We start from the raw sequence: 23,254 nt of genomic DNA on the forward strand, positions 1-23,254 counted from the left end.
TCGGTGTCGATGTATTGTCTCCACGGGGCTCGCGACGGGCGAGACGGTGAACACGACAGGACGGGGCACGGAGATGCGAGAGGCACAGTTCGACGCGGGAGGCAGTCATGTGCGATGGACGGAGGTCGACGGAGCCGAACCGGCGCGGGTGTACGTCCACGGACTTGGCGCCGCGTCGACGGTCTACCACGCACACATCGCCGCGCGCCCCGAACTGGCAGGCCGCCGCTCGCTGTTCGTGGACCTCCCGGGGCACGGCATCAGTGACCGGCCCGGTGACTTCGGATACACACTGGAGGATCACGCTGACGCGCTGGCCGCGGCGCTCGACGCGGCACGGGTGACGGGGGCCGAGGTCGTCGGGCACAGCATGGGAGGCTCCGTCGCCATCGTGCTCGCCCACCGGCGGCCCGACCTGGTCGCGCGGCTCGTCCTCACGGAGGCCAACCTCGACCCGATGCCGCCCGTGACGGCGGGCAGCAGCGGCATCGCCGGGTACGAGGAGGAGGACTTCGTCAGCAGCGGCGGCCACGCCCGCGTGCTGGAGAAAGTGGGCTCTACGTGGGCGGCGACCATGCGTCTCGCCGACCCTTTGGCTCTGCACAGAAGCGCGACCGGGCTCATCAAGGGCACACAGCCCACGATGCGCCGCATGCTCACCGATCTGGCGGTCGACCGAGTCTACGTACAGGGCGCACTCAGCGGTGAACTCTCCGGAGAGGACGACCTGGTGGCGGCCGGAGTGCGGGTGGTCACCGTTCCGGACGCGGGACACAACGTCATGTTCGACAATCCGGCGGCCTTCGCCGCTGTGATCGCCGGGCGCCCCTGACCGCCGGATGAGACGTCCGGCGATCGCCGCGGTCCAGAGGGATCAGTCCTGGCGTACGGCCAGGGCGAGGAACCGGGCGTCCTCGTCGACATACGTGGTCATGTCCCAGCCGGAACCGGCAAGCAGGGGGCTCAGGTTCGCCTCGGCCCGCAGATCGCCCGGGGTGATCTGCCGCCCCTGGCGCGCGGCGAGCGCCGCCCGGCCAATGGGGTGGAACAGGGCGAGGAGCCCGCCGGGGCGCACCACGCGCCGCAACTCCCGCAGGTTCTCCTCCGGATCGGGCAGATGGGCGATCAGCCCCGCGCCGAACACCGCGTCGAGCGATCCCGTGCGCAGCGGCAGGTGGGCCACGTCGGCGAGCAGGAGCTGCCCGTCGTGGTCCCTGCCGGCCCGTTTCGCGGCCTCCAGCATGGCGGGCGTCAGATCCGCCCCGAGCACGGCCCCCGAGGGCCCTACGGCCTCCCGGAGAGCGGGCAGTGCCCGTCCGGTGCCGCAGCCCGCGTCGAGCACGTGAGAGCCGGGCCGCAGCCCGAGTTCGGTGACCGCGGCCCGATAAGCGGGACCGTCGTCGGGGAATCGGGCGTCCCAGTCGGCGGCGCGCGCCGTGAAGAATTCCTGGACCCGTGTGCGCTCGTCGTTCATGCCACCCATGATCCCGCAAGAACCGCACGCGCGTTGGGCGCACTCGTTCGAGCGTGACGCGATCGTTCAAGGATCCCTCTCTGTCATCTTCCAACACCTTTCGAAATGCGCCCCCGTAGTGCGCCCGGGGTAGGACTAGCGTCCCGGAGCCATGGGACACCTGGACCACGCCACATTCGGTTGGCTGACCCCCGTGCTGTCGTACGCGATGGCCTGCATCGGCTCCGCCCTGGGGCTGTGCTGCACCGTCCGCGCGCTGGGCGCCGAGGGCCGCTCACGCCGGAACTGGCTCATCACCGCGGCCTCCGCCATCGGCACCGGCATCTGGACCATGCATTTCGTGGCGATGCTCGGCTTCGGAGTCACCGGCACCGAGATCCACTACAACGTGCCGCTGACCATGCTCAGCCTCCTGGGCGCGGTGGTCGTCGTCGGCGCCGGAGTCTTCGCCGTCGGATACGGCCGGGACCGGGGGCGGGCACTCGCGATCGGTGGACTCACCACCGGGCTCGGCGTCGCGAGCATGCACTACATCGGCATGGCGGCACTGCGCATGCACGGCGACGTGCGGTACGACCCGGTGCTCGTCGGCCTCTCCGTAGTGATCGCCGTGATCGCGGCGACCGCGGCCCTGTGGGCGGGCCTCAACATCAAGTCGCCACTCGCCGTGGCCGTCGCGTCTCTCGTCATGGGCGGGGCGGTGAGCAGCATGCACTACACCGGAATGCTCGCCGTGAGCGTGCGCGTCGATCCCTCCGAAGCCGCACTGCCCGGGGCCACCACGATGCAGTTCATCTTTCCCCTCGCCGTCGGCCTCGGGTCTTACCTGTTCTTGACGTGTGCCTTCGTCGCGCTCTCCCCGACGGAAGGTGAGCGCGAAGCCTCCGTGTCGGCCCAGCGACCGGCCGAGACCGCCGCCCGATAGCGGGCCCCACCGAGGCCGGTGACGGCCCGGCGGCATGCACCGAACCCACCCGAGCGAGGAGGCCATGCGCACACCACGAAGCACCTCCGATCCCGCCGACGGCGCCATATCGCCACAGCCGGTGTCCCCGGCGCGCGGCCGCCGTGCCCACGCGGGCCAGCCAGCCGACGAACGCGACGAACACCCCTACGGAGAGGACGACATCGCCGAACCCGCAGCGGATCGGGCTCCCGCGCGCGCGGGCCGCTGGCGGCTGCGGCCCCGCACCGTGCGAGCCAAGATCGTGTGCCTGCTGATGGTGCCCGTCATCTCCCTGCTCGCTCTGTGGGGGTACGCGACCGTCAGCACGGCCCAGGACGTGGCCCGTCTGCGCCAACTGCAGCGCGTGGACACCGGCATACGCACCCCCGTGGACTCGGCGATCACCTCGCTCCAGGCCGAGCGCGCCGCCGCCGTGCGCTACGCGACGAAGCCGGACACCGGCCGTGGCGACGCGCTCACGCGGCAGGGTGAGCGCACTGACCGTGCGGTGGCGAAGCTGCACATCGGTGATGACGCGACCGTCGCCGACGGAGTCGGCCTTCCCCAAGGTGTGGCCGACCGGCTGGAGACGTTCCTCAAGGCGGCAAACGGACTGCGCGCCCTGCGGAATGAGGTGCTCGACCGCCGCATCGGCTGGGACACGGCGTACGGCCAGTACACGAAGACGATCACCCAGGCCTTCGGGGTCGGTGGCGCGCTCACCGGCATGCAGGACACCACGGCAGGCTCTCACGCGCGCGTGCTGCTCGAACTCTCCAGGGCTGGCGAAATGCTGGCGCGCGAGGACGCGGTGCTCGCCGGGGCACGACTGGACGGCTCCCTCGCGGGGCAGCGGCTGCGGCTGTTCACCGGGGCCGTGGACACCCGAAGGGCGTTGACGGAATCGGCGGTCGGTGATCTGCGCGGGACCGAACGGGCGGCTTGGCACAGTATCGAGGAGGGCAGTGCGTACGACGACGTGCGCACCGCCGAGGACAAGGTGCTCGTGACGCAGGCTGGGCCGAAGGCGCTCGGCGCGGCTCCGGCGAGCACCTGGGACGATGCCTACGGAGAGGTACGGGACAAGCTCGGCGCGGTCGTGGGCAACGCACACCGCGCCGCCGCTGCCCAGGCCGACCCGCTCACGCACGGACTGCTCACCTCCGCGGGCGCAGCCGTCCTCCTGGGACTCGTCGCCGTCGTCGCGTCCCTGGTCGTCTCCGTACGCATCGGCCGCGGGCTGGTCGTCGAGCTGGTCGGGCTGCGCAACGGGGCCCTGGAGATCGCTCGGCGCAAACTCCCGAACGCCATGCGGCGGCTGCGCGCCGGTGAGGAGCTCGACATCAATGCCGAGGCGCCGCCCGGGCCACCCGCGGAGGACGAGACAGGACAGGTCTCCGAGGCGCTCGGCACCGTCCACCGGGCGGCCCTGCGAGCGGCGGTCGACCGCGCGGAGCTGGCCAGCGGCATCTCCGGAGTCTTCGTCAATCTCGCCCGCAGAAGCCAGGTTCTCGTCCACCGCCAACTCAGCCTCCTCGACAGCATGGAACGCCGGGCCGAGGACCCCAACGAGCTCAGCGACCTCTTCCGGCTGGACCACCTGACCACTCGGATGCGGCGGCACGCGGAGAGCCTGATCATCCTTTCCGGGGCCGCGCCCGGCCGCGCCTGGCGCATGCCCGTGTCCCTGACGAACGTGGTCCGTGCGGCGGTCTCCGAAATCGAGGACTACGCGCGCGTGGAGGTACGCCAATTGCCCGGAGCCTCGGTCCTCGGGACGGCCGTCGCCGACCTGACCCACCTCCTGGCCGAACTCGTGGAGAACGCCGCGCAGTTCTCCCCACCGCACACCAAGGTGCGCGTCAGCGGTGAACCGGTCGGCAACGGCTACGCCCTGGAGATCGAGGACCGCGGGCTCGGCATGGGGACGGAGATGCTCGCCGAAGCCAACCGGCGCATCGAGCAGTCCGAGGCGCTCGACCTGTTCGACAGCGACCAACTCGGCCTCTTCGTCGTCAGCAGGCTCGCGGCACGGCACTACATCAAGGTGCACCTGCGCACCTCTCCCTATGGAGGCACCACCGCGGTGGTGCTGCTTCCCACCGCGGTCCTCCACAGCGGCACGGCGGAAAGCCCTCAGGCCGCCACCATGGAGCGCGGGCGCCTCCCTGGAAACGAGCACGCGCGCGTGGCGGGCGGGTCGGAACACCGAGTGAATGGCAACCACGTCCATGCCTCCGAATCTCGCCCGGCTCTCGCCGCCGCGGTGGAGGCGCCCCCGCCGCCCGGCGTCACGACGCTGCGACCGCACCGGACGCGTGACGCCGCCTCCCCGGGCTCCGGACCCTACGGTGAAAGGCCTCTCGACGTGGCGAGTGCTGACGTGGCGGGCGCCGACGCGCAAGCCTCCGACGACACACAAGGCTCTGACGCAGCCGATCCCGCAGAGCGACGCACCGACGCCCAGGCAGCCTCGGACGAACTGCCCCGCCGGGTCCGCCAGGCGAGTCTCGCACCTCAACTCCGAGAACGTGAGCCTGCGGAAGCGGTGGCCACGGCGGTCCCCGGGGCTGAGGACGAGCGCAGCCCTGAGCACGTGCGTGCCCGCATGACCGCCTACCGCGACGGCTGGGCGCGGGGCGGCGGTCCGCGCCCGGGCATCGTCGGCTCGGTCCCCGACATCTCAGGGCCCGCACCGGGCCGAGACCGCAGTGAAGGAGACCACGCATGATCCAGGATCAGAGCATCACTGCCGGGCGGACCGGCGAACTCGACTGGTTACTGGACGACTTGGTGCTGCGCGTCGGCGAAGTGCGGCACGCCGTGGTCCTGTCCAACGACGGCCTGCCGGTCGGCGCGTCGACCGCCCTCACCCGCGAAGACGCCGAACACCTGGCCGCCGTCGCATCCGGGTTCCACAGCCTCGCCAAGGGAGCGGGCCGCCATTTCGGGGCCGGGGGAGTGCGTCAGACCATGGTCGAGATGGATGACGCCTTCCTGTTCGTGGCGGCCGCGGGCGACGGCTCCTGCCTCACGGTCCTGAGTTCCGTGACGGCCGACATCGGACTCGTGGCCTACGAGATGGCGCGGCTGGTCAAGCGGGTGGGCGAACACCTTTACACCCCGGCGCGCTTCGCCGCGCGGCCGCCCGCCGCCGGATGACCGAGGACGGTCGGCAGCCATGACCGAGGAAGCACACGACCCCCCGCACCAGGCGGGCAGCCAGTGGTACGACAACGAAGCCGGGCCCCTCGTCCGCCCCTATGCGATGACGGGTGGGCGGACCAAGCCCGGGCCGAGCGATGTGCGCTTCGACCTGATCGCGCTCGTCGCACTCGACGACAGCGCACAGGGCTCCGGCGACGACACCACGCTGGGACCCGAACACCGGGCACTGATCGAACTGTGCCGCACCGAGACGCAGTCCGTCGCCGAACTCGCCGCGGGCGCCGATCTGCCCGTTGGCGTCGTCCGAGTGCTCCTGGGCGACCTGTTGGAGAGCGGCTGCGTCAAGGTCAGCCGACCGGTGCCGCCCGCGCAGCTACCCGACGAAATGATTCTTCGTGAGGTGATCGATGGTCTCCGAGCACTCTGACGCCACCGGCGACGACACCGCCATGGCGCTCAAGATCCTGGTCGCGGGCGGCTTCGGGGTGGGCAAGACCACCCTGGTCGGCGCGGTCAGCGAAATCCGCCCGCTGCGCACGGAGGAACTACTCAGCGAAGCGGGCGAGTCGGTGGACGACACCGACGGCGTCGACCGCAAGACCACGACGACCGTGGCCATGGACTTCGGCCGCATCACCATCAGGTCGGGCCTGTCGCTGTACCTGTTCGGAACTCCGGGACAGGACCGTTTCTGGTTCCTGTGGGACGAGCTGTCGCAGGGCGCCCTGGGAGCCGTTGTCCTGGCGGACACCCGACGGCTCGAGGACTGCTTCCCCGCCGTGGACTACTTCGAGCACCGACGCATCCCGTTCGTCGTGGCAGTCAACTGCTTCGCGAACGCGCGTGCGTACGGCGCGCAAGAGGTGTCACGAGCACTGGACCTCGACCGCGGAACTCCGGTGGTGTTGTGCGACGCGCGGGATCGCGACTCGGGGAAGGAGGTGCTGATCCGGCTGGTCGAGTATGCCGGGCGGATGTATACCGCCCGGCTGCTCGACACCGTGGGCTGAGGGGCTCAGTCGGAGACCGCGGCGTAGGCGAGTACCTTGTCGATCCTCACGCGCACCAGGAGTTCCCCCGGTACGCCGTTGCGCTTGCCGAACTCATCGGCTCGCTCCTCGCCCATGTAGCGCGCGCCGAGTCGGCTCGCCCAGTGGCGGACCTGGTCGATGTCCTCACTGATCTCGGCACGGCCCTGAAGGACGACGAAGGCGAACGGCGGGTTGTCGTCGTCCACGCACAGGGCCACGCGCCCGTCGCGAACGAGGTTGCGTCCCTTCACGGTGTCCTTGCCGGTGTTGAACACCAGATCGTCCCCGTCGAGCAGGAACCAGATCGGTGCGATGTGCGGACTGCCGTCGGCCCGGACGGTCGACAGCTTGCCGGTGCGGGTTCCGTGGGAGACGAAGGCTCGCCACTGGTCATCGGTCATCTTCTGTGCCATGTCCCCATCTTGCTTGCCGGGGCGCCGGTCGTGGTGAAGGCTGGCAGGTCAGATCCTCCAGCCAGGGGGAGCGGACTCGGGGAGACGGGAACATGGGGCAGAGCACGGGGCTCGGTTGGCTGCTGGACGACCTGACGCAGCGGATGGAACACGTACGGCACGCACTGGTCCTTTCGAATGACGGTCTCGTGACGGGGGCGAGTTCGGAACTGAAGCGCGAGGACGCGGATCACCTGGCGGCGGTCTCCTCGGGACTCCACAGCCTGGCCAAGGGCTCAGGGCGCCAGTTCAACGCGGGCAATGTGCGTCAGACAATGATCGAGTTCGATGACGCGGTCCTCTTCGTCACGGCGGCGGGCGACGGCAGTTGCCTCTGCGTCCTGAGCTCGGCGGAGGCCGACATCGGCCAGGTCGCGTACGAGATGACGCTGCTCGTGAACCGGGTCGGTGAGCACTTGGGCGTTGGCGCCAGGCAGCCGGAACGCACGCCCATAGTGGACCTCTGACCTGCACTGACGCTGTCACGTCAAGAGTTATCCACAGGCCGAGCGGGATCGCGGGGATCGGGCTACGGTTTTTCCCGAGAGCAATCACATCTCACGGGGGAGAACCACCATGACAAGTGACATCATCGCGCCATCCGCCACGGTGGCGCCCGCACAGCAGTCGCTGGCGCCGAGCCGTGCCGCGCGGGAACTGGACCTGAAACGCGGAGAGTTCGAGCTCGCCGTGATGCTGGGCCGGGTGCGCACCGTTGGTGACGCGGCAGGCGGTCAGCGCCGAGTCGCCCACGAGGAGATCGACCGCGTACGCGAGAGCGAAGGATTTCCCGAGGCGCTGCGGGAGAGCGTCAGAGCCGTGGGCACCACGGAGGGCGCGGCGCTGATGGACATCACCACGGCTCGCTTCACTCGGCTTGCCCGCGCCGGTGTGCTGACGCCGATCAAGTTTTACCTCAATCGCTATCGCGCCGTCGTCTGGCTCTATCTGGCCGAAGAGCTCAGGCAGTTCGCCAGGGCCGAGGAGAACGCCTGCCTGCTCACCGGGCGCACCCCAGGGCCGATGCGCGCCCGACTCGAAGAGGGCCAGGACCTGCGGGCACGCAACTGGCGCGGTCGGCACACGGGGTTCCTGCTGCGCCAGTGTGAGGATCCGTGGGAGCGCGCCGCCGTCATGGCGTCGCTGCTCGACCCGGTGCAGATCGCGGAGATCGTCAGGGATCCGTACGAACGCGCTTACTTGCACCGGCTCAAGCCCGCGCCGCGCAAGCAGAGCACGCCGGACTCGCCCGCGGCGCTGATCGTCGAAAGGATCACGACAGCGGACGACCCCGACGAGATCCGATGGCTCCGTTCCAGCCTGCTGATCAGCCTCATCCAGGCGCGCGGACAGCGACAGGCGCCGCGCCCCGCACCACGGCCCGTGGCCCAAGCCACGGACATTCCGGAACCGGCGACACAGCACGGCAAGGCCGTCGAAGCCGCCGAAGTGGTGACGACCGTGACAGAGGTGCCGCGCGGCCTGCGCAAGTGGCTGCGCCGCAGGCGAGGGTAGGGCGCGGCATCCCTACATCGTCGCGTCGAGGTCCTTGGCGTAGAACTCGATGGCGGGTCGATAGCGAGCGATGTCCGGGGCACTGCTCGTGGCGGCGAGCAGCGTCAGGAGCAACTGCATCGCTTCATGGGCCCGGCCGGTGTTGTACAGAGCCATCGCCAGGAACGTCTTGAGCGCGGCGTCGTCCGGGAATTCCGCCACGGCACCGGTGAGGGTGGCGACGGCGTCCTCGTAGCGCCCAAGGGTCCGATAGGTGCTGCCCAGACCCAGGAGGGCGCCACACCGGTCGTCTTCCGCAAGGCCCGGTCCTTCCAGCGCCCGCACGTAATACGGCACGGCCTCAGCCTCCAGGCCGAGCGCGTCGTGGACCCACGCGGTCTGGTAGGCCACTTCCGCATCGCGGGGGAAGCGCCCCGCGAGGGCGACCAGTTGTTCCTTGGCCTCCTCGCGTCGGCCCGACTCGCGGAGCCGTATGGCCTCCGCGAGCACCTCGTCCCTGTCCACGTTGTCCACTCCTCTGCCGACCCCGTCCATGTCCATCCCCCTCCCCCAACCTCGACGCCAGAACGGAAGTACACATGCCCATGCCGTCCTTGCCGAAGCCCGCCGCGCTGGCGTCAACCGGCCAGTTCCTCCTCGAGCCAAGTGCGGCCCCGAGCGCGCGCGGTGAGCCGTACGTCGCCCAGGCGCGAGGCGAGGCGCTCGGCCTCGGTCGCGACCGCGTCGCGGGCGTCCGCTCCGACGTCTTCCAAGATCCGGCACACGATCTCGCCGTCCGCGTCCTGGGCCCAGCCGCCGACGATGCGGCCGTTCCACCACAGGGACGGGCCGATGTTGCCGTTGCGGTCGAAGAGCCGAGGGCCGTGGTCGCCGAGGAACCAGCCACGGTTCTGCCAGCCCATCGGGGTGGAGTCGAGCGATGGCAGCAGGGCGGCCCAGGGTTCGGGCGCGGGCGTCTCGGCCAGGTCGTCGGGGAGGAGCAGGCCTGGCGTTCCGTCCAAGTCGACTTCGACGGGGCGCAGTTCGGTCAGTGCCCGCTTCGTCTGGGTCTTGGTCCACCCTGCCCACCAACGCAGATCGTCGGCCGGTGCCGGTCCGAAGGTGTGCAGCCAGCGTCGCGCGGCCTCGGTCTCGGCTTCCTGGGGGTCCCAGTCCGCGAGGCCGCCGGGAATCCAGTCGGTCAGATGCGCCCAGCGGTACTGGTGCGACTGCCACGAACCGCGGGGGCGGGCGCGCACCACGCGCCCTTCGGCGGCCAGCAGCAGGAGGAGTCTGCTGGCCAGCTTCTGCCGTCCCTCGTAGCTCTTGCCGCGCGAGAGGACCAACTCGGTGCTCAGCCGCGGGTCGTCGCTCGCCAGCTCGGCCGCCGTCGCCTCGCCCCGTTCCTTCAGGGCCCGAAGTGCCACTTCCTCGGCCTCGGCCAGCCATGCCGGAACCCCGGAGGCGTCGGAGGCGATCCCGGAATCGGCCAGCATGCTGACGAGCAGACGGCGCTCCCGCGCGGCGACGGGACGGGAGCAGGCGGCCACCAACACGGGGGCGACGTCCAAGGACGTCACGAAGACCGTGCGCCGCATGCCCATGAAGCGGATCAGCGAGCGATCTTCGTACAGGGCACGCTCCACGTCGGCAACGCGGCCGTCGTTCATACGGGCCCACGCACCCACATACACCGACGAGGGGTCGGTGCCGTGCAGCGCCAGAAGCGACCGCGCCACGTCGGTCGGGTCGTCCGCTCTGGTGTCCGCGGTCAGCCGGTGACGCAGCGCCAGACGCGCCCGCCGCTCCGCCACGTCGATCCGTCGCACCACGCCTCCTACAAGGTCCCTGTGCCGCTTACGCGGTGGTGGTCGGGGCGTCCATGTGCCGCTCTCCGTACGGACGGAAGAGCCCTTCTTGGACGACCGACACCAAGAGTCTGCCCTCCGTGTCGTAGATGCGGCCTCGCGCGAGCCCGCGGCCCCCCGTCGCGATGGGGGACTCCTGGTCATAGAGGAACCACTCGTCCGCCCGGAAGGGGCGGTGGAACCACATGGCGTGATCCAGCGACGCCATGTCGAAGCCGCGTCGGCCCCAGAGCGGCTCCACCGGGATACGGACGGCGTCAAGGAGCGTCATGTCGCTCGCGTAGGTGAGTGCGCAGGTGTGTACGAGCGGATCATCGCCGAGCGGCCCGACGGCACGCATCCACACCGCGCTGCGCGGCTCGGCGTCCTTGATCTCCTCTTCGGTCCAGCGCAGCCGGTCGACATAGCGGATGTCGAAGGGCTGGCGACGGGCCATGCGCTCCAACTGTTCGGGAAGCGCGCCGAGGTGCTCCTTGATCTCCTCGGCGACCGTCGGCAGCGACTCCGGGGGAGGAGCCGCGATGCGCGGCGGCAACTGGTGCTCGAAGGTGCCCTGTTCTGGCTGGTGGAAGGAGGCGGTGAGGTTGAAGATGGTGCGGCCCTGCTGGACTGCGGTGACGCGGCGCGTGGTGAAGGAACGCCCGTCCCTGACCCGTTCGACCTGGTACACGATCGGCACGCCGGGGCGCCCCGGACGCAGGAAGTACGCGTGCAGCGAATGCACCGGGCGGTCGCCCTCGGTGGTGCGGCCCGCCGCCACCAGGGCCTGCCCGGCGACCTGTCCGCCGAACACCCGCTGGAGGGATTCCTCCGGGCTGCGGCCACGGAAGATGTTGAGCTCGATCTGCTCCAGGTCCAGCAGATCGACCAAGCCGTCGGCGGGGTTGTTCATGGCAGTTCCTCGACTCCTGTCCGGGGCGAACGGATCCTCGGGGCGCTCAGAGCTGGCCGACGTCCGTGACCCGGACGACGGCGCGGCCCTCCTCGTCGGAGGCCGCGAGATCGACCTCCGCGCTGATGCCCCAGTCATGGTCGCTGTTCGGGTCGGCGAACGTCTGGCGGACGCGCCACAGACCGTGTTCCGGATCCTCCTCGATGAGCAACAGCTTGGGCCCACGCGCGTCGGGACCGGTGCCGAGATCTTCGTACTCGTCCCAGTACTTGTCCATGGCCTCGCCCCAGGCGTCCGCGTCCCAGCCGGACTCCCCGTCCAGCTCGCCCAGCTCCTCCACGTGATCGAGAGCGGCCAGCTCCACCCGGCGGAACAGCGCGTTGCGCACCAGGACCCGGAAGGCACGGGCGTTTGCCGTGACCGGCTTGACCTGATCGGCCTTCTCCTGGGCCTCCTCGGCCGTCATGACCTCCGGATTGGCGAGCTGCTCCCACTCGTCCAAGAGACTGGAGTCGACCTGACGGACCATCTCGCCGAGCCAGGCGATCAGGTCCTCGAGGTCCTCGGACTTCAGGTCGTCGGGGATGGTGTGTTCAAGGGCCTTGTACGCGCCCGCGAGGTAGCGCAGGACGATGCCCTCGGTGCGCGCGAGCTCGTAGAAGGACGTGAATTCCGTGAAGGAGAGAGCCCGTTCGTACATGTCGCGGATGACGGACTTCGGGGAGAGCGGATGGTCGCCGACCCACGGGTGGCTGGTGCGGTACGTGTTGTACGCATGGAAGAGCAGCTCCTCCAAGGGCTTCGGGTACGTGATGTCCTGAAGCCGCTCCATCCGGTCCTCGTACTCGACGCCGTCCGCCTTCATCAGCGCCACGGCCTCGCCGCGCGCCTTGTTCTGCTGAGCGGCGAGGATCTGGCGCGGGTCGTCGAGGGTGGATTCCACGACGGACACCATGTCCAGGGCGTACGAAGGGGACTCGGGGTCGAGCACCTCGAAGGAGGCGAGGGCGAACGTCGAGAGCGGCTGGTTCAGCGCGAAGTCCTGCTGCAGGTCCACGGTCAGGCGCACGATGCGGCCGGTGGCGTCCGGCTCGTCCAGCTTCTCCACCACGCCGCCGGCGAGGAGCGAGCGGTAGATCGCGATGGCCCTGCGGATGTGCCGCAGCTGCTGCTTGCGCGGCTCGTGGTTGTCCTCGAGGAGATGGCGCATCGCCTCGAAGGCGTTGCCGGGGCGGGCGATCACGGAGAGCAGCATGGTGTGCGTGACCCGGAAGCGGGACGTCAGCGGCTCGGGCTCCGAGGCGATCAGCTTCTCGAAGGTGCCCTCCGACCAGGCGATGAAGCCTTCGGGAGCCTTCTTGCGGACCACCTTGCGGCGCTTCTTCGCATCGTCGCCGGCCTTGGCCAACGCCTTCTCGTTCTCGATGACGTGCTCGGGCGCCTGTGCCACCACGAGGCCCGCCGTGTCGAAGCCCGCCCGCCCGGCGCGCCCGGCGATCTGGTGGAACTCCCGCGCGCGCAGGGTACGGACGCGGGTGCCGTCGTACTTGGTGAGCGCGGTGAACAGCACCGTACGAATCGGGACGTTGACTCCGACGCCCAGGGTGTCCGTGCCGCAGATGACCTTCAGGAGACCGGCCTGCGCGAGCTTCTCCACGAGGCGTCGGTACTTGGGCAGCATGCCCGCGTGGTGCACGCCGATCCCGTGGCGTACGTAGCGGGAGAGGTTGCGGCCGAACTTGGTGGTGAAGCGGAAGCTGCCGATCAGCTCGGCGATCTTGTCCTTCTCCTCGCGGGTGCACATGTTGATGCTCATCAGCGACTGCGCGCGTTCGACGGCCTGTGCCTGCGTGAAGTGCACGATGTAGACCGGCGCCTGCTTGGTCTCCAGGAGCTCGGTGAGCGTCTCGGTGATCGGCGTCAGACGGTACTCGTACGACAGCGGGACCGGGCGCGTCGCCGAGCGGACGACCGAGGTGGGGCGACCGGTGCGGCGCGTCAGGTCCTTCTCGAACATGGAGACGTCGCCGAGCGTTGCCGACATGAGGATGAACTGGGCCTGGGGCAGTTCGAGCAGCGGGATCTGCCAGGCCCAGCCGCGGTCCGGCTCGGCGTAGAAGTGGAACTCGTCCATGACGACCTGGCCGATGTCGGCGGCCTTGCCGTCACGCAGCGCGATGGAGGCGAGGACCTCGGCCGTGCAGCAGATGACGGGGGCGTCGGAGTTGACGGAGGCGTCACCGGTGAGCATGCCCACGTTCTCGGTGCCGAAGAGCTTGCACAGGTCGAAGAACTTCTCCGACACCAGCGCCTTGATGGGCGCGGTGTAGAAGGTGACCTTGTCCTGGGCCAGGGCCGTGAAGTGGGCGCCTGCGGCGACCAGGCTCTTGCCCGAGCCCGTGGGCGTGGACAAGATCACGTTGGCCCCGGAGACCACCTCGATCAGCGCCTCCTCCTGGGCCGGGTAGAGAGTGATCCCCTGGTCCTCGGCCCACGACGAGAAGGCTTCGAAGAGGGCATCGGGGTCGGCATCCGGCGGCAGCTGATCGATAAGGGTCACACCCCCATCTTGCCTTCCTTCTCACCCGATCAGGGAACCGGAGGTCCCTACGAAGATCATGAACGCTACGCTGTGTCGCCAACGGGGCGTCAGTTCAACGGAAATGGGGCGGGCAACAACAATGATGGGACCGGCACACTCACTGTCGGGGGCGGCGGCCTGGCTCGGTGTCGGAGCGGCCGCTGCGGCCGCCGGACACACGATGCCATGGCCGGTCTTGCTGGTGGGAGCACTGATCTGCGCCGGGGCGGCCCTCGCACCCGACCTCGACCACAAGTCGGCCACCATCTCGCGGGCCTTCGGCCCCGTCTCCCGGGGCCTGTGCGAGATCGTCGACAAACTCTCCTCAGCCGTCTACAAGGCGACGCGGAAGCAGGGCGACCCGCGCCGTTCGGGCGGGCACCGCACGCTCACGCACACCTGGCTGTGGGCGGTACTGATAGGAGCGGGCACCTCGGCTCTGGCGATCTTCGGTGGGCGCTGGGCGGTCCTCGCCATCCTCTTCATTCATATGGTGCTGGCCATCGAAGGCCTGCTGTGGCGGGCTGCCCGCGGGTCGAGCAGCGACGTCCTGGTCTGGCTGCTCGCGGCGACGAGCGCGTGGATCCTCGCCGGAGTGCTCGACAAGCCGGGCAACGGCGCGGACTGGCTGTTCACGGCGCCCGGGCAGGAGTACCTGTGGCTGGGGCTGCCGATCGTGCTCGGCGCGCTGGTGCACGACATCGGGGACGCGCTGACCGTCTCCGGGTGCCCGATCCTGTGGCCCATCCCCATCGGTCGCAAGCGCTGGTACCCGATCGGGCCGCCGCGGATGATGCGCTTCCGGGCCGGCAGCTGGATCGAGCTCAAGGTGCTGATGCCGGTGTTCATGCTCCTCGGCGGAGTGGGCGGAGCGGCCGCGCTCAACTTCATCTGAGGGACCGCCGCGCCCGTCTGAGGAACCGCCCTGCCTGCCCAGGCTCAGCCGAACGCCGGGCGCTCCTCGGGCTGGGAATGCCAGGAGTGCCAGAGCGCGGCGTAGGCGCCGTCGGCCGACACCAGATCGTCGTGGGCACCCAGCTCCGTCACCCGGCCGTCCTCCATCACCGCGACGCGATCCGCGTCATGGGCCGTCTGCAGGCGGTGGGCGATGGCGATGACGGTCCGGCCGTGGAGCACGGCGGCCAGGGCCCGCTCCGTATGGCGAGCCGTTGTCGGGTCCAGGAGCGCGGTGGCCTCGTCGAGGATCACGGTGTGCGGGTCGGCGAGCACGACGCGGGCCAGTGCCAGCTGCTGGGCCTCCGCGCCGTGCAGCAGACGGCCGCCGGGTCCGAGCTCGGTGTCCAGACCGTCCTCGAGGCCGTCGGCCCAGTCGGCGCCGACCGAGGTGAGGGCGGCTCGCAGCTCGCTGTCCGTCGCGGACTCCGCGGCGATCCGCAGGTTGTCGCGGACGGTGCCGAGGAAGACGTGGTGCTCCTGCGTGACCAGGACGACCTGGCGGCGCAGCCGGTCGGGCGGCAGATCGGCGATCGGTACTCGGCCGACGGTCACCGACCCTTTCACCGGCGCGTCGATGCCCGCGAGCAGCCGACTCAGGGTGGTCTTGCCCGCCCCGGACGGGCCGACGATCGCGAGACGCTCACCGGGGCGGACCGACAGGTCCACGTCGCGCAGGACCTGGGGGCCGTCCCCGTACGAGAAGCAGACACCGTCGACGTCGATCCGGTCATCTGCGGGAACTCCCTCGGCCCTGCCCTCGCCCTCGACCGTGCCGACGGCCCCCGCCTCGACGGCGGCGGTCCCGGCCAGGCCCTCGACTCTGGCGAAGGACGCGGTGCTGCTCTGCAGGTGCTCGACCTGCTGCAGGATCGTGTCCAGAGGCTGGGAAAGCTGCCGCAGATACAGGGCACACGCCACCACCGTGCCCAGGCTCACCGAGCCCTGCTCGTGCAGGACGCCGCCGACGATCAGCACGGCGACCACAGGGACGGCGTACGAGATGTCGATGCTGGGAAACAGGACGCTGCGCAGGAAGAGGGTCCGCTCACGCGCGGCGACGCACCGCCCGATCTGTTCCTCGCTGTCCGCGACACGCCGCTCCCGCAGGCCGAAGGCCTCCACGGTGCGGGCACCGGAAGCGTTGGCGGCGAGCACCTCGGCCAGGGTGGAGTGCGCCGCGCCCTCTTCAAGGTAGGCGGTGTGGGCACGGCGCAGGTACCAGCGGGTGGCGAACCAGATCCCGACGAGACCGAGCACACCGCAGGCGCCAAGGAGCGGATCGAGGAGGAAGACCGCGCCGAGGATGAAGAGGGCCTGGACCGCCGCCACGAAGACGTCGGGCCCTGTGTCGCGCAGTGTCTGGCCCGCTGTCGCGACATCGGTGGTGCCGCGTGCCGTCAGATCTCCCGCCCCGGCGCGCTCCACGACCGAGGCGGGCAGGGCCAGTGCCCGGTCGACGAACTGCTCGCGGATGCGGGCCAGGGTGCGTTCGCCGAAGCGGTGGCCGAGGTAGCGGGCGTGCCGGGACAGGAGGAGCTGGGCGACGGCCCCGGCCAGGATGCCGAGGGCGAGGCGGTCCACGGTGGCGACGCTTCCGCCGTCCTTGACCGTGTTGATGATGCGCCCCAGGAGCCAGGGCCCGACGAGACCAGCGGCAGCGGCGAGAGCGTTGAAGACGATCATCGCGGTGAAGGCGCGGGTGTCCTGCCGGATGAGATGCGCCGCGGCGCGGCGGACCTGGCGGGGCCCCGCGACGGGCAGGTGGCCCGGCGGCGGCTCGGGGTGGGACTCGGAGGCCGCGGAGCGCGCCCGGCGCTGGGATCGCTTCGTCCTGGGGAGCTGTGTCATCGAAGGGCCTCGCGCGTGGAATCGGAGGGACCGTGAGTCGAATCGGAGGGATCGTGACCCGAAGGGGAGAGATCGTGAGTGGATGCGGAGGGCAGGCCGGATCCCGTTGGGAGGCCCGGCTCGCCCTGCTTCTCGGCGCCGCCAGGAAGCTCTGCCTCCGCGTTGCCCTCGTCCTCGGCGTCGCGCGACACCAGGTGCCGGTAGCCGGGCTGTTCGGCCAGCAAGTCGACGTGTCGGCCGACGGCGGCGACGCGGCCGTCCACGAGGTACTGGACCACATCGGCCTGGTCGAGGAGCAGGGGAGAGGTGCTGGTGATGACGGTGGTGCGACCGGCGCGGGTGGTGCGCAGGCCGGCCGCCATCTTCGCTTCGGTGTGGGCGTCGACCGCGGAGGTGGGTTCGATCGCCATCAGCACCTCCGGACCGGCGAGCAGGGCCCGCGCCAGGCGCAGTCGCTGACGCTGGCCTCCGGAGAGGTTGCGGCCATGGGCGTCCAGGGGCGCGTCGAGCCCCTGCGGCAGCCCGAGCACGATGTCGCGGGCCATGGCCGCGTCGATGGCGTCCGCCAGGGCCTCGTCGTCGGGATCCCAGCGGCCGGAGACAGCCGAGCGCAACGTCCCGGCGAACAGATCGGCTTCGTTGTCCGCGACGAGTATCCGCGCACGGACCTGGTCCAGCGCGACGGCGTCGAGCCGGATCGTGCCCCAGGTGACACGGGACGGGGCGAAGCGGCCGAGCCGGTCGACGACATCCGCGCATTCCGTCGGACGGGCGCTGACCAGCGCCGTCAGGATGCCGGGCGTGACCTCGACACCGGACTGCGGGTCACGCAGCACGGACGGCGCTTCGGGCCCGTCCACTCCCTCGGCGTCCGAGCCCTGTATGCGCGGATCCCTTTCCAGGTTCAAGAACCCCACGACCCGGCCCGCCGACACCAGGCCGCGGCTGATGTCGTAGCCCGCCTCGATGAGGAAGGACACCGGGAGCACGAGGACGGCGACGTACCCGTACACGGCCACCAACTCGCCGACCGTGATCGTCCCTTGAGCCGCCATGCGCGCGGCGAGCCACGTCACGGCGGCGAGGAACAGGGTGGGGAGGCCGAGGCCGAAGGCCTGGATCCAGCTCATGGTGGAGCCGACGCGGTAGCCCTCGTCCCGCAGTTTCCGCGAGCCTTCGCGGTAGCGGGCGGCGAACACGGACTTGCCGCCGAGGCCGTTGAGGATCCGCAGTCCACCGGCGAGGTCGGCGAGCACGGCGGCGAGAGAGCCCTGCCGTTCCCGGTACGCGGCCTCGGCGCTCTGCAACCGGCTGAGGAGCGGACCGATCAGCGCGACGAGCAGCGGCACGCCGACGAGTACCACCACGGCCAGGAGTGTGGAGACGGACAGGAGGAGGGCGGCCACCACGAAGTAGGCGATCACCGCGCCCACGCCGGGGCCGGTCGCCGTGAGGGTCTGGCTGATGACGCCCACGTCGGAGTGCCCGATCGTGACGACCTCGCCGGTCGAGACGCGGCGGGAGAGTCCCGCGCCGAGCCGGGTCGCATGGTCGACGATGACCCGGACCGTGCGGAAGTAGGCGTCGAGGCGGACTCGGGTCATCGTGCGATGCCGCATGATCGCCAGCCAGGCGTTGAGGACCCCGATGCCGAGCAGCGCCACGCTCCACCCCACCAGGGAGCTCCGGTCGCCCGGTCGCAGCCCGTCGTCGATGGCGCGCGACAGGACGTAGGGCGGCAGGGTCAGGCAGACCATCCACACGGTGCCGAAGAGGGCGCCGGTGGCGATCCGCCAGGGCTGGGAGGCGATCACCCACCAGAGGTAGCGGGCGGGGCCGCGACGGTCGGGGGCGCCGGGATCCTTGGCCGATGCAGACATCCACGAACCTTAGTCACAGGGGCCTCGCAGGCACCAGGGTGGACTGGTCAGGTGCTCTCTCCAGTTACGCCAGGCGCAGCCCTGCTGTCGTCCCCACCCCCGACAGCACCCCCGTCAGCCCTAGCCGTGCCAGGACCGCCACAGCGCCGCGTACGCTCCGTCGGCCGCCACCAGCTGGTCGTGGCCGCCCAGTTCGCTGATCCGGCCGTTCTCGACCACCGCGATGACGTCCGCGTCGTGCGCGGTGTGCAGCCGGTGGGCGATCGCCACGACCGTGCGGCCGTCGAGGACCCGCGCGAGCGAGCGTTCCAAGTGGCGTGCCGCACGCGGGTCGAGGAGCGAGGTGGCCTCGTCCAGGACCAGGGTGTGCGGGTCGGCCAGGACCAGCCGAGCCAGTGCGATCTGCTGCGCCTGCGCCGGTGTCAGCGCGAAACCGCCGGAGCCGACCTCGGTATCGAGTCCCTCGTCGAGGGCCCGGGCCCAGTCGGCCGCGTCGACCGCGCCGAGCGCCGCCCACAATTCGGCGTCGCCTGCTCCCGTCCTGGCCAGCAGGAGGTTGTCACGCAGCGAACCCACGAAGACGTGGTGTTCCTGATTGACCAGGGCCACGTGCGCGCGGACCTCCTCGGCGGGCATGTCCGACAGTTCCGCGCCGCCCAGGGTGATGCGGCCGGTACGCGGTCCGTAGATGCCCGCGAGCAGCCTGCCCAGCGTCGACTTGCCCGCGCCGGACGGGCCGACCAGAGCGACACGCGAGCCGGGCTCGACGGCGAGCGACACCTCCCGCAGCACGTCGACGCCCGCGCGGTAGCCGAAGTGCACGTCGTCCGCGAGGACGTCGCGACCCTTCGGCGTCACGGAGGCATCACCGGCGTCGGGCTCGATGTCGCGCACACCGACGAGACGGGCCAGCGATACCTGGGCGACCTGCAACTCGTCGTACCAGCGCAGAATGATGCCCAGCGGGTCGACGAGCATCTGCGAGATCAGCACGCCCGTGGTCAGCTGTCCCACGCCGATCCAGCCCTGCAGGACGAAGACTCCGCCGATCATCAGGGTCGAGCAGAGCACGATGGTGTGGGTGAAGTTGACCACCGGGAAGAGCACGGAGCGCAGATAGAGCGTGTACCGCTCCCAGGCGGTCCACTCCTTGATGCGGCGCTCCGACAGGTCGATGCGCCGCTGGTCGAGCCGGTGGGCCTCGATGGTGCGGCCCGCGTCCACGGTCTCCGCGAGGGCCGCGGCCACCGCCGCGTAACCGGCGGCCTCCGAGCGGTAGGCGGCGGGCGCCCGCTTGAAGTACCAGCGGCAGCCCACGACCAGCAGCGGCACGGCGACGAGGACGGCAGGTGCCAGCGGCGGCGCGGCCACGGCGAGACCGCCCAGGAGCAGCACCACCCACAGCACGCCGATCGCGAGCTGCGGCACGGCCTCCCGCATCGCGTTGGCGAGCCGGTCGATGTCCGTGGTGATCCGGGAGAGCAGGTCGCCCGTCCCGGCCCGCTCCAGGACGCCGGGCGGCAGGCCGACGGAGCGTACGAGGAAGTCCTCGCGCAGATCCGCCAGCATGCGCTCGCCGAGCATCGCGCCGCGCAGCCGTACCTGGTGCACGAAGAACGCCTGCACGACGAGTGCGAGGGCGAACAGGCCGATGGTGAGCTCCAGATGGAGATCACGGGCGTCGTCGGAGACCTTCTCGACCAGGCCGCCGAGCAGATAGGGGCCGACCATGGAGGCGATCACGGCGAGGGTGTTGACCGCCATGAGAACGACGAAGGCCCGACGGTGGCGCTGGAACAGCTCGCGCACGTAGCCGCGCACGGTCGAGGGCGCGCCGACGGGCAGCGTCTCCGCCGTGGTGGGGGCCGCCGGGTCGTACGCCGGTGGCGCCAGGCCGATCATGCCGTCTCCTCGATGTCGAGATCTGTCAGGTTTTCCACGGCGACGCGCTCGTCGTCCATCTCCCGGGTCACGACGGCGCGGTACCGGGGCTGGCTGTGCACCAGCTCGCGGTGCTCACCCACAGCGGCGACCTCGCCGTCGTCCAGGAAGACGACGCGTTCGGCGCGGTCCAGGATCAGCGGCGAGGAGGTGAGGACCACGGTCGTCCGCCCCCGGCGCAGCTGCCGGATGCCGTCGGCGACCCGTGCCTCGGTGTGGGAGTCGACGGCGGACGTCGGCTCGTCGAGGACCAGCGCCTCGGGGTCGGTGACCAGCGAGCGTGCCAGGGCGAGGCGCTGGCGCTGGCCCCCGGAGAGGGAGCGGCCGCGCTCGGTGAGGTGGGCGGCCATCGGGTCGTCGTCCACCGATGCCTGCGCCAGCGCGTCGAGGACGTCCGAGCACTGGGCCGCGGACAGGGCCTCCGTTGCGCTGACGGATCCCGAGGCGGGGACGTCGAGGAGCGTGCTGAGTGTTCCCGAGAGCAGGACGGGGTCCTTGTCCTGGACGAGCACGGCGGTGCGGGCGGTGGCCAGTGGGAGTCCGTCTAGCGGGACGTCGCCGAGGCGTACCGAGGGCAGGTCGGCGGCGCCGTCGAACGCCGGGTGGCCACCGAGACGTTCGGCGAGCCGCCCTGCCTCGTCCGGGTCACCGCAGACCACGGCGGTCAGCCGACCGGCAGGGGCGAGGAGCCCGGTGGCCGGGTCGTACAGGTCTCCCGCGGGCGCTGCGGCGGCGCTCGCGTGCTCGGCGCCCGTGTCGAGGCTCTCCGTGCCCACGTCCGACGCTTCCTCGTCCGCCGACCGCGTGGTCCGCTCCAGAGACAGGACGCGAGCGGCCCGCTTGGCCGAGGGGCGGGAGAAGGAGTACGCCATGGCGATCTCCTCGAAGTGCCGCAGCGGGTAGTTGAGCATCATCACCGCGCTGTAGACGGTGACGAGTTCGCCGACCGTGATCCGGCCCTCGCGGGCGAGATGCACGCCGTGCCAGACCACCGCGATCATCAGGAGGCCCGGCATCAGGACCTGGATCGCCGAGATCGTCGCCCACATCCGGGCGCTGCGCACCGCAGCCGTGCGGACCTCTTGGGAGGCGCGGCGGTAGCGGTCGAGGAAGAGTTCCTCACCGCCGATGCCGCGCAGGACCCGCAGGCCCGCGACGGTGTCCGAGGCCAGCTCGGTGGCGCGGCCCGCCTTCTCCCGCTGGAAGTCCGCCCGGCGGGTGGCGCGGGGCAGCAGGGGGAGGACCGCGATCGCGAGGAGCGGAATGCCCACCGCGACGACGGCGCCGAGCGCGGGCTGGTAGACGAGGAGCCCGATGGTGACCAGGACCACGGTGAGCGCGGCGGCGGCGAAGCGCGAGAGCGCCTCCACGAACCAGCCGATCTTCTCGACGTCGCCGGTGGAGACCGCGACGACTTCTCCGGCGGCCACGCGCCGGGTGAGCGCGGAGCCGAGGAGTGCGGTCTTGCGGGCGAGGAGCTGCTGGACACGGGCGGCGGCGGTGATCCAGTTGGTGACCGCCGTGCGGTGCAGCATCGTGTCGCCCAACGCGATGGCGGTGCCGAGCACGACGATCAGCGTGCCCGCGAGGGCGAGCCGACCGCCGGAACGGTCGAGCACGGCCTCGACGGCGATGCCGACCATGTAGGGCAGACCCGCGATGGAGCCGAAGTGCAGCAGACCCCAGGCGAGGGACTTGAGCTGGCCGCCGAGCTGATTGCGGCCGAGCCACAGCAGGAAGCGTGGCCCCGACCGGGCATCCGGAATGCCGGGGTCGGAGTACGGAAGGTCGCGAATCTGCATGGGGTCCCAGAGCTCGGTGCGGTGGAGGGCGGCGGTGACAAGCCGTGAAAGGTTCACCTCGTAGGGTGGGCGGAAGCAAACGATTTTCCGTCCGACGGTAAAGAATGAGCCCGATCTCCGTGAGCCGCGAGGCTGCGGACAGATGCGCCGCAACCGGGTGCGACCATGGGCGGATGCGGATAGCCGGTGTGGTGCGAACGGCGGTCGCGATGGCGGCCTGCGGTGTCCTTGTGACGTCCTGCGGCAGCGGGGACGACTCGGCGAAGAAGAACGATGACGCCGGGCAGGGAGAGTCCGACACCCATGCGCGGGCTGCCGACCCGAAGCGCATCCCTGACGTGGGGGACCGGCTTCAGTCGAAGATTCCCCGGAATTCCCAGCAGGTGCTCGCGGTCTACGGGGACGGCGAGGACTCCGCGAAGTCCACCATCGTTCTTTTCACGAAGTCCGGGCCGAAGGACGCCACCTGGGAGAAGGCACGCAGTTGGTCGGGCCACAACGGCAAGAAGGGGTGGACCACCAACCACCACGAGGACGACAAGCGCAGCCCGGTCGGCGTGTTCACGCTCACCGACGGGGGCGGCGTCCTCGCGGCCCCCGGTGCGAAGCTGCCGTACAGCCAGAGCGCTTCCATGCAGGCCCCGCACTACTGGCCGAAGTCTCATTGGCATGACTTCGACTACGTCATCGCCATTGACTACAACCGGGTCAAGGGCACCCCGCCGAATGACCCGACGCGCCCGCAGGGCAAGGAAAAGGGCGGCAGCATCTGGGTACACATGGACCACGGCAGCGGTACGTCGGGATGCGTGAGTCTTTCGAAGTCGGGCATGCGGTATTTGCTCCGCACACTTGACCCGAAGCTGCACCCGGTCGTGGTGATGGGGGACAAGGCCAACCTCAAGGCGGCCTGAGGGGCG

At 70.4% G+C, this 23,254-nt stretch carries 20 protein-coding genes; 10 read left to right on the top strand and 10 right to left on the bottom strand.

Features of this window, described 5'->3' with window-relative positions; all coding sequences use genetic code 11:
- Window positions 1-73: 73 nt before the first annotated feature.
- Window positions 74-832, top strand: coding sequence for an alpha/beta fold hydrolase (locus tag CP970_RS39940; RefSeq protein ID WP_055545283.1), 759 nt, complete (start codon window positions 74-76; stop codon window positions 830-832).
- Window positions 833-874: 42 nt separating this feature from the next.
- On the opposite strand, the gene CP970_RS39945 is transcribed toward CP970_RS39940, so the two are convergent.
- A complete protein-coding gene (locus tag CP970_RS39945) occupies window positions 875-1,474 on the bottom strand; it encodes a class I SAM-dependent methyltransferase (RefSeq protein WP_055545308.1) in 600 nt (199 codons plus the stop codon).
- Between the two features lie 151 nt (window positions 1,475-1,625).
- Between CP970_RS39945 and CP970_RS39950 the strand changes: the two genes are divergently transcribed.
- The 5 genes from CP970_RS39950 (at window position 1,626) to CP970_RS39970 (ending at window position 6,598) form a co-directional block, all read left to right on the top strand.
- On the top strand, window positions 1,626-2,399 hold the full coding sequence (locus CP970_RS39950; RefSeq protein ID WP_055545284.1) for an MHYT domain-containing protein: 774 nt from the start codon (window positions 1,626-1,628) through the stop codon (window positions 2,397-2,399).
- Window positions 2,400-2,463: 64 nt separating this feature from the next.
- Window positions 2,464-5,151: a sensor histidine kinase gene (locus CP970_RS39955; RefSeq protein ID WP_055545285.1), complete on the top strand. Its 2,688-nt coding sequence runs from the start codon at window positions 2,464-2,466 to the stop codon at window positions 5,149-5,151.
- Window positions 5,148-5,582 (top strand): roadblock/LC7 domain-containing protein, encoded by a 435-nt coding sequence (locus CP970_RS39960; protein WP_055545286.1) that lies wholly within the window; start codon window positions 5,148-5,150, stop codon window positions 5,580-5,582. The genes CP970_RS39955 and CP970_RS39960 overlap by 4 nt, the downstream gene beginning before the upstream one ends.
- A 19-nt stretch (window positions 5,583-5,601) precedes the next feature.
- Window positions 5,602-6,015: a DUF742 domain-containing protein gene (locus CP970_RS39965; RefSeq protein ID WP_055545287.1), complete on the top strand. Its 414-nt coding sequence runs from the start codon at window positions 5,602-5,604 to the stop codon at window positions 6,013-6,015.
- Window positions 5,996-6,598 carry a GTP-binding protein gene (locus CP970_RS39970; protein ID WP_055545288.1) on the top strand — a complete coding sequence of 201 codons (603 nt, stop codon included), beginning with the start codon at window positions 5,996-5,998 and terminating at the stop codon, window positions 6,596-6,598. Before CP970_RS39965 ends, CP970_RS39970 begins: the two co-directional genes overlap by 20 nt.
- 5 nt (window positions 6,599-6,603) lie before the next feature.
- Here CP970_RS39970 and CP970_RS39975 read toward each other — a convergent pair whose 3' ends face one another.
- A complete protein-coding gene (locus CP970_RS39975; RefSeq protein ID WP_055545289.1) occupies window positions 6,604-7,032 on the bottom strand; it encodes a PPOX class F420-dependent oxidoreductase in 429 nt (142 codons plus the stop codon).
- 92 nt (window positions 7,033-7,124) lie between these two features.
- Here CP970_RS39975 and CP970_RS39980 point away from each other — a divergent pair, with 92 nt between their 5' ends.
- Complete coding sequence (locus CP970_RS39980; RefSeq protein WP_055545290.1) at window positions 7,125-7,538, top strand: roadblock/LC7 domain-containing protein; 414 nt, start codon at window positions 7,125-7,127, stop codon at window positions 7,536-7,538.
- Window positions 7,539-7,647: 109 nt separating this feature from the next.
- Complete coding sequence (locus CP970_RS39985; RefSeq protein WP_191095010.1) at window positions 7,648-8,586, top strand: DUF6397 family protein; 939 nt, start codon at window positions 7,648-7,650, stop codon at window positions 8,584-8,586.
- 12 nt (window positions 8,587-8,598) lie between these two features.
- Here CP970_RS39985 and CP970_RS39990 read toward each other — a convergent pair whose 3' ends face one another.
- The 4 genes from CP970_RS39990 to CP970_RS40005 all read right to left on the bottom strand — a co-directional run bounded on the left by CP970_RS39990 (window position 8,599) and on the right by CP970_RS40005 (window position 13,885).
- Complete coding sequence (locus CP970_RS39990) at window positions 8,599-9,120, bottom strand: tetratricopeptide repeat protein (RefSeq protein ID WP_055545310.1); 522 nt, start codon at window positions 9,118-9,120, stop codon at window positions 8,599-8,601.
- 83 nt (window positions 9,121-9,203) lie between these two features.
- Window positions 9,204-10,385: a winged helix DNA-binding domain-containing protein gene (locus CP970_RS39995; protein ID WP_107098871.1), complete on the bottom strand. Its 1,182-nt coding sequence runs from the start codon at window positions 10,383-10,385 to the stop codon at window positions 9,204-9,206.
- A 37-nt stretch (window positions 10,386-10,422) separates the two neighbouring features.
- Entirely contained in the window at window positions 10,423-11,325 is a 903-nt protein-coding gene (locus tag CP970_RS40000; protein ID WP_055545291.1) for an acyl-CoA thioesterase, read from the bottom strand.
- Window positions 11,326-11,371: 46 nt separating this feature from the next.
- On the bottom strand, window positions 11,372-13,885 hold the full coding sequence (locus CP970_RS40005; protein WP_055545292.1) for a DEAD/DEAH box helicase: 2,514 nt from the start codon (window positions 13,883-13,885) through the stop codon (window positions 11,372-11,374).
- Window positions 13,886-14,006: 121 nt separating this feature from the next.
- Here CP970_RS40005 and CP970_RS40010 point away from each other — a divergent pair, with 121 nt between their 5' ends.
- Entirely contained in the window at window positions 14,007-14,801 is a 795-nt protein-coding gene (locus CP970_RS40010) for a metal-dependent hydrolase (protein ID WP_055545293.1), read from the top strand.
- Window positions 14,802-14,845: 44 nt separating this feature from the next.
- Here the strand turns inward: CP970_RS40010 and CP970_RS40015 are convergent, their stop codons facing one another.
- The 4 genes from CP970_RS40015 to CP970_RS40030 form a co-directional block, all read right to left on the bottom strand.
- Complete coding sequence (locus CP970_RS40015) at window positions 14,846-16,711, bottom strand: ABC transporter ATP-binding protein (protein ID WP_079043329.1); 1,866 nt, start codon at window positions 16,709-16,711, stop codon at window positions 14,846-14,848.
- Entirely contained in the window at window positions 16,708-18,591 is a 1,884-nt protein-coding gene (locus CP970_RS40020; protein WP_079043330.1) for an ABC transporter transmembrane domain-containing protein, read from the bottom strand. The genes CP970_RS40015 and CP970_RS40020 overlap by 4 nt, the downstream gene beginning before the upstream one ends.
- 120 nt (window positions 18,592-18,711) lie before the next feature.
- Entirely contained in the window at window positions 18,712-20,493 is a 1,782-nt protein-coding gene (locus CP970_RS40025) for an ABC transporter ATP-binding protein (protein ID WP_055545294.1), read from the bottom strand.
- Window positions 20,490-22,334, bottom strand: coding sequence for an ABC transporter transmembrane domain-containing protein (locus tag CP970_RS40030; RefSeq protein ID WP_055545313.1), 1,845 nt, complete (start codon window positions 22,332-22,334; stop codon window positions 20,490-20,492). Before CP970_RS40030 ends, CP970_RS40025 begins: the two co-directional genes overlap by 4 nt.
- A 173-nt stretch (window positions 22,335-22,507) precedes the next feature.
- Here CP970_RS40030 and CP970_RS40035 point away from each other — a divergent pair, with 173 nt between their 5' ends.
- A complete protein-coding gene (locus CP970_RS40035; protein WP_055545295.1) occupies window positions 22,508-23,248 on the top strand; it encodes a L,D-transpeptidase family protein in 741 nt (246 codons plus the stop codon).
- The last annotated feature ends 6 nt before the right edge of the window (window positions 23,249-23,254 follow it).

The organism is Streptomyces kanamyceticus, assembly GCF_008704495.1.
GTDB classification, from domain to species: domain Bacteria; phylum Actinomycetota; class Actinomycetes; order Streptomycetales; family Streptomycetaceae; genus Streptomyces; species Streptomyces kanamyceticus.

Bases quoted from the DNA above. Each gene is read 5' to 3' on its own strand.
- CP970_RS39940 (WP_055545283.1), top strand. From the start codon at position 74: ATGCGAGAGGCACAGTTCGACGCGGGAGGCAGTCATGTGCGATGGACG.
- CP970_RS39945 (WP_055545308.1), bottom strand. From the start codon at position 1,474: ATGAACGACGAGCGCACACGGGTCCAGGAATTCTTCACGGCGCGCGCC.
- CP970_RS39950 (WP_055545284.1), top strand. From the start codon at position 1,626: ATGGGACACCTGGACCACGCCACATTCGGTTGGCTGACCCCCGTGCTG.
- CP970_RS39955 (WP_055545285.1), top strand. From the start codon at position 2,464: ATGCGCACACCACGAAGCACCTCCGATCCCGCCGACGGCGCCATATCG.
- CP970_RS39960 (WP_055545286.1), top strand. From the start codon at position 5,148: ATGATCCAGGATCAGAGCATCACTGCCGGGCGGACCGGCGAACTCGAC.
- CP970_RS39965 (WP_055545287.1), top strand. From the start codon at position 5,602: ATGACCGAGGAAGCACACGACCCCCCGCACCAGGCGGGCAGCCAGTGG.
- CP970_RS39970 (WP_055545288.1), top strand. From the start codon at position 5,996: ATGGTCTCCGAGCACTCTGACGCCACCGGCGACGACACCGCCATGGCG.
- CP970_RS39975 (WP_055545289.1), bottom strand. From the start codon at position 7,032: ATGGCACAGAAGATGACCGATGACCAGTGGCGAGCCTTCGTCTCCCAC.
- CP970_RS39980 (WP_055545290.1), top strand. From the start codon at position 7,125: ATGGGGCAGAGCACGGGGCTCGGTTGGCTGCTGGACGACCTGACGCAG.
- CP970_RS39985 (WP_191095010.1), top strand. From the start codon at position 7,648: ATGACAAGTGACATCATCGCGCCATCCGCCACGGTGGCGCCCGCACAG.
- CP970_RS39990 (WP_055545310.1), bottom strand. From the start codon at position 9,120: ATGGACGGGGTCGGCAGAGGAGTGGACAACGTGGACAGGGACGAGGTG.
- CP970_RS40000 (WP_055545291.1), bottom strand. From the start codon at position 11,325: ATGAACAACCCCGCCGACGGCTTGGTCGATCTGCTGGACCTGGAGCAG.
- CP970_RS40010 (WP_055545293.1), top strand. From the start codon at position 14,007: ATGATGGGACCGGCACACTCACTGTCGGGGGCGGCGGCCTGGCTCGGT.
- CP970_RS40015 (WP_079043329.1), bottom strand. From the start codon at position 16,711: ATGACACAGCTCCCCAGGACGAAGCGATCCCAGCGCCGGGCGCGCTCC.
- CP970_RS40020 (WP_079043330.1), bottom strand. From the start codon at position 18,591: ATGTCTGCATCGGCCAAGGATCCCGGCGCCCCCGACCGTCGCGGCCCC.
- CP970_RS40025 (WP_055545294.1), bottom strand. From the start codon at position 20,493: ATGATCGGCCTGGCGCCACCGGCGTACGACCCGGCGGCCCCCACCACG.
- CP970_RS40030 (WP_055545313.1), bottom strand. From the start codon at position 22,334: ATGCAGATTCGCGACCTTCCGTACTCCGACCCCGGCATTCCGGATGCC.
- CP970_RS40035 (WP_055545295.1), top strand. From the start codon at position 22,508: ATGCGGATAGCCGGTGTGGTGCGAACGGCGGTCGCGATGGCGGCCTGC.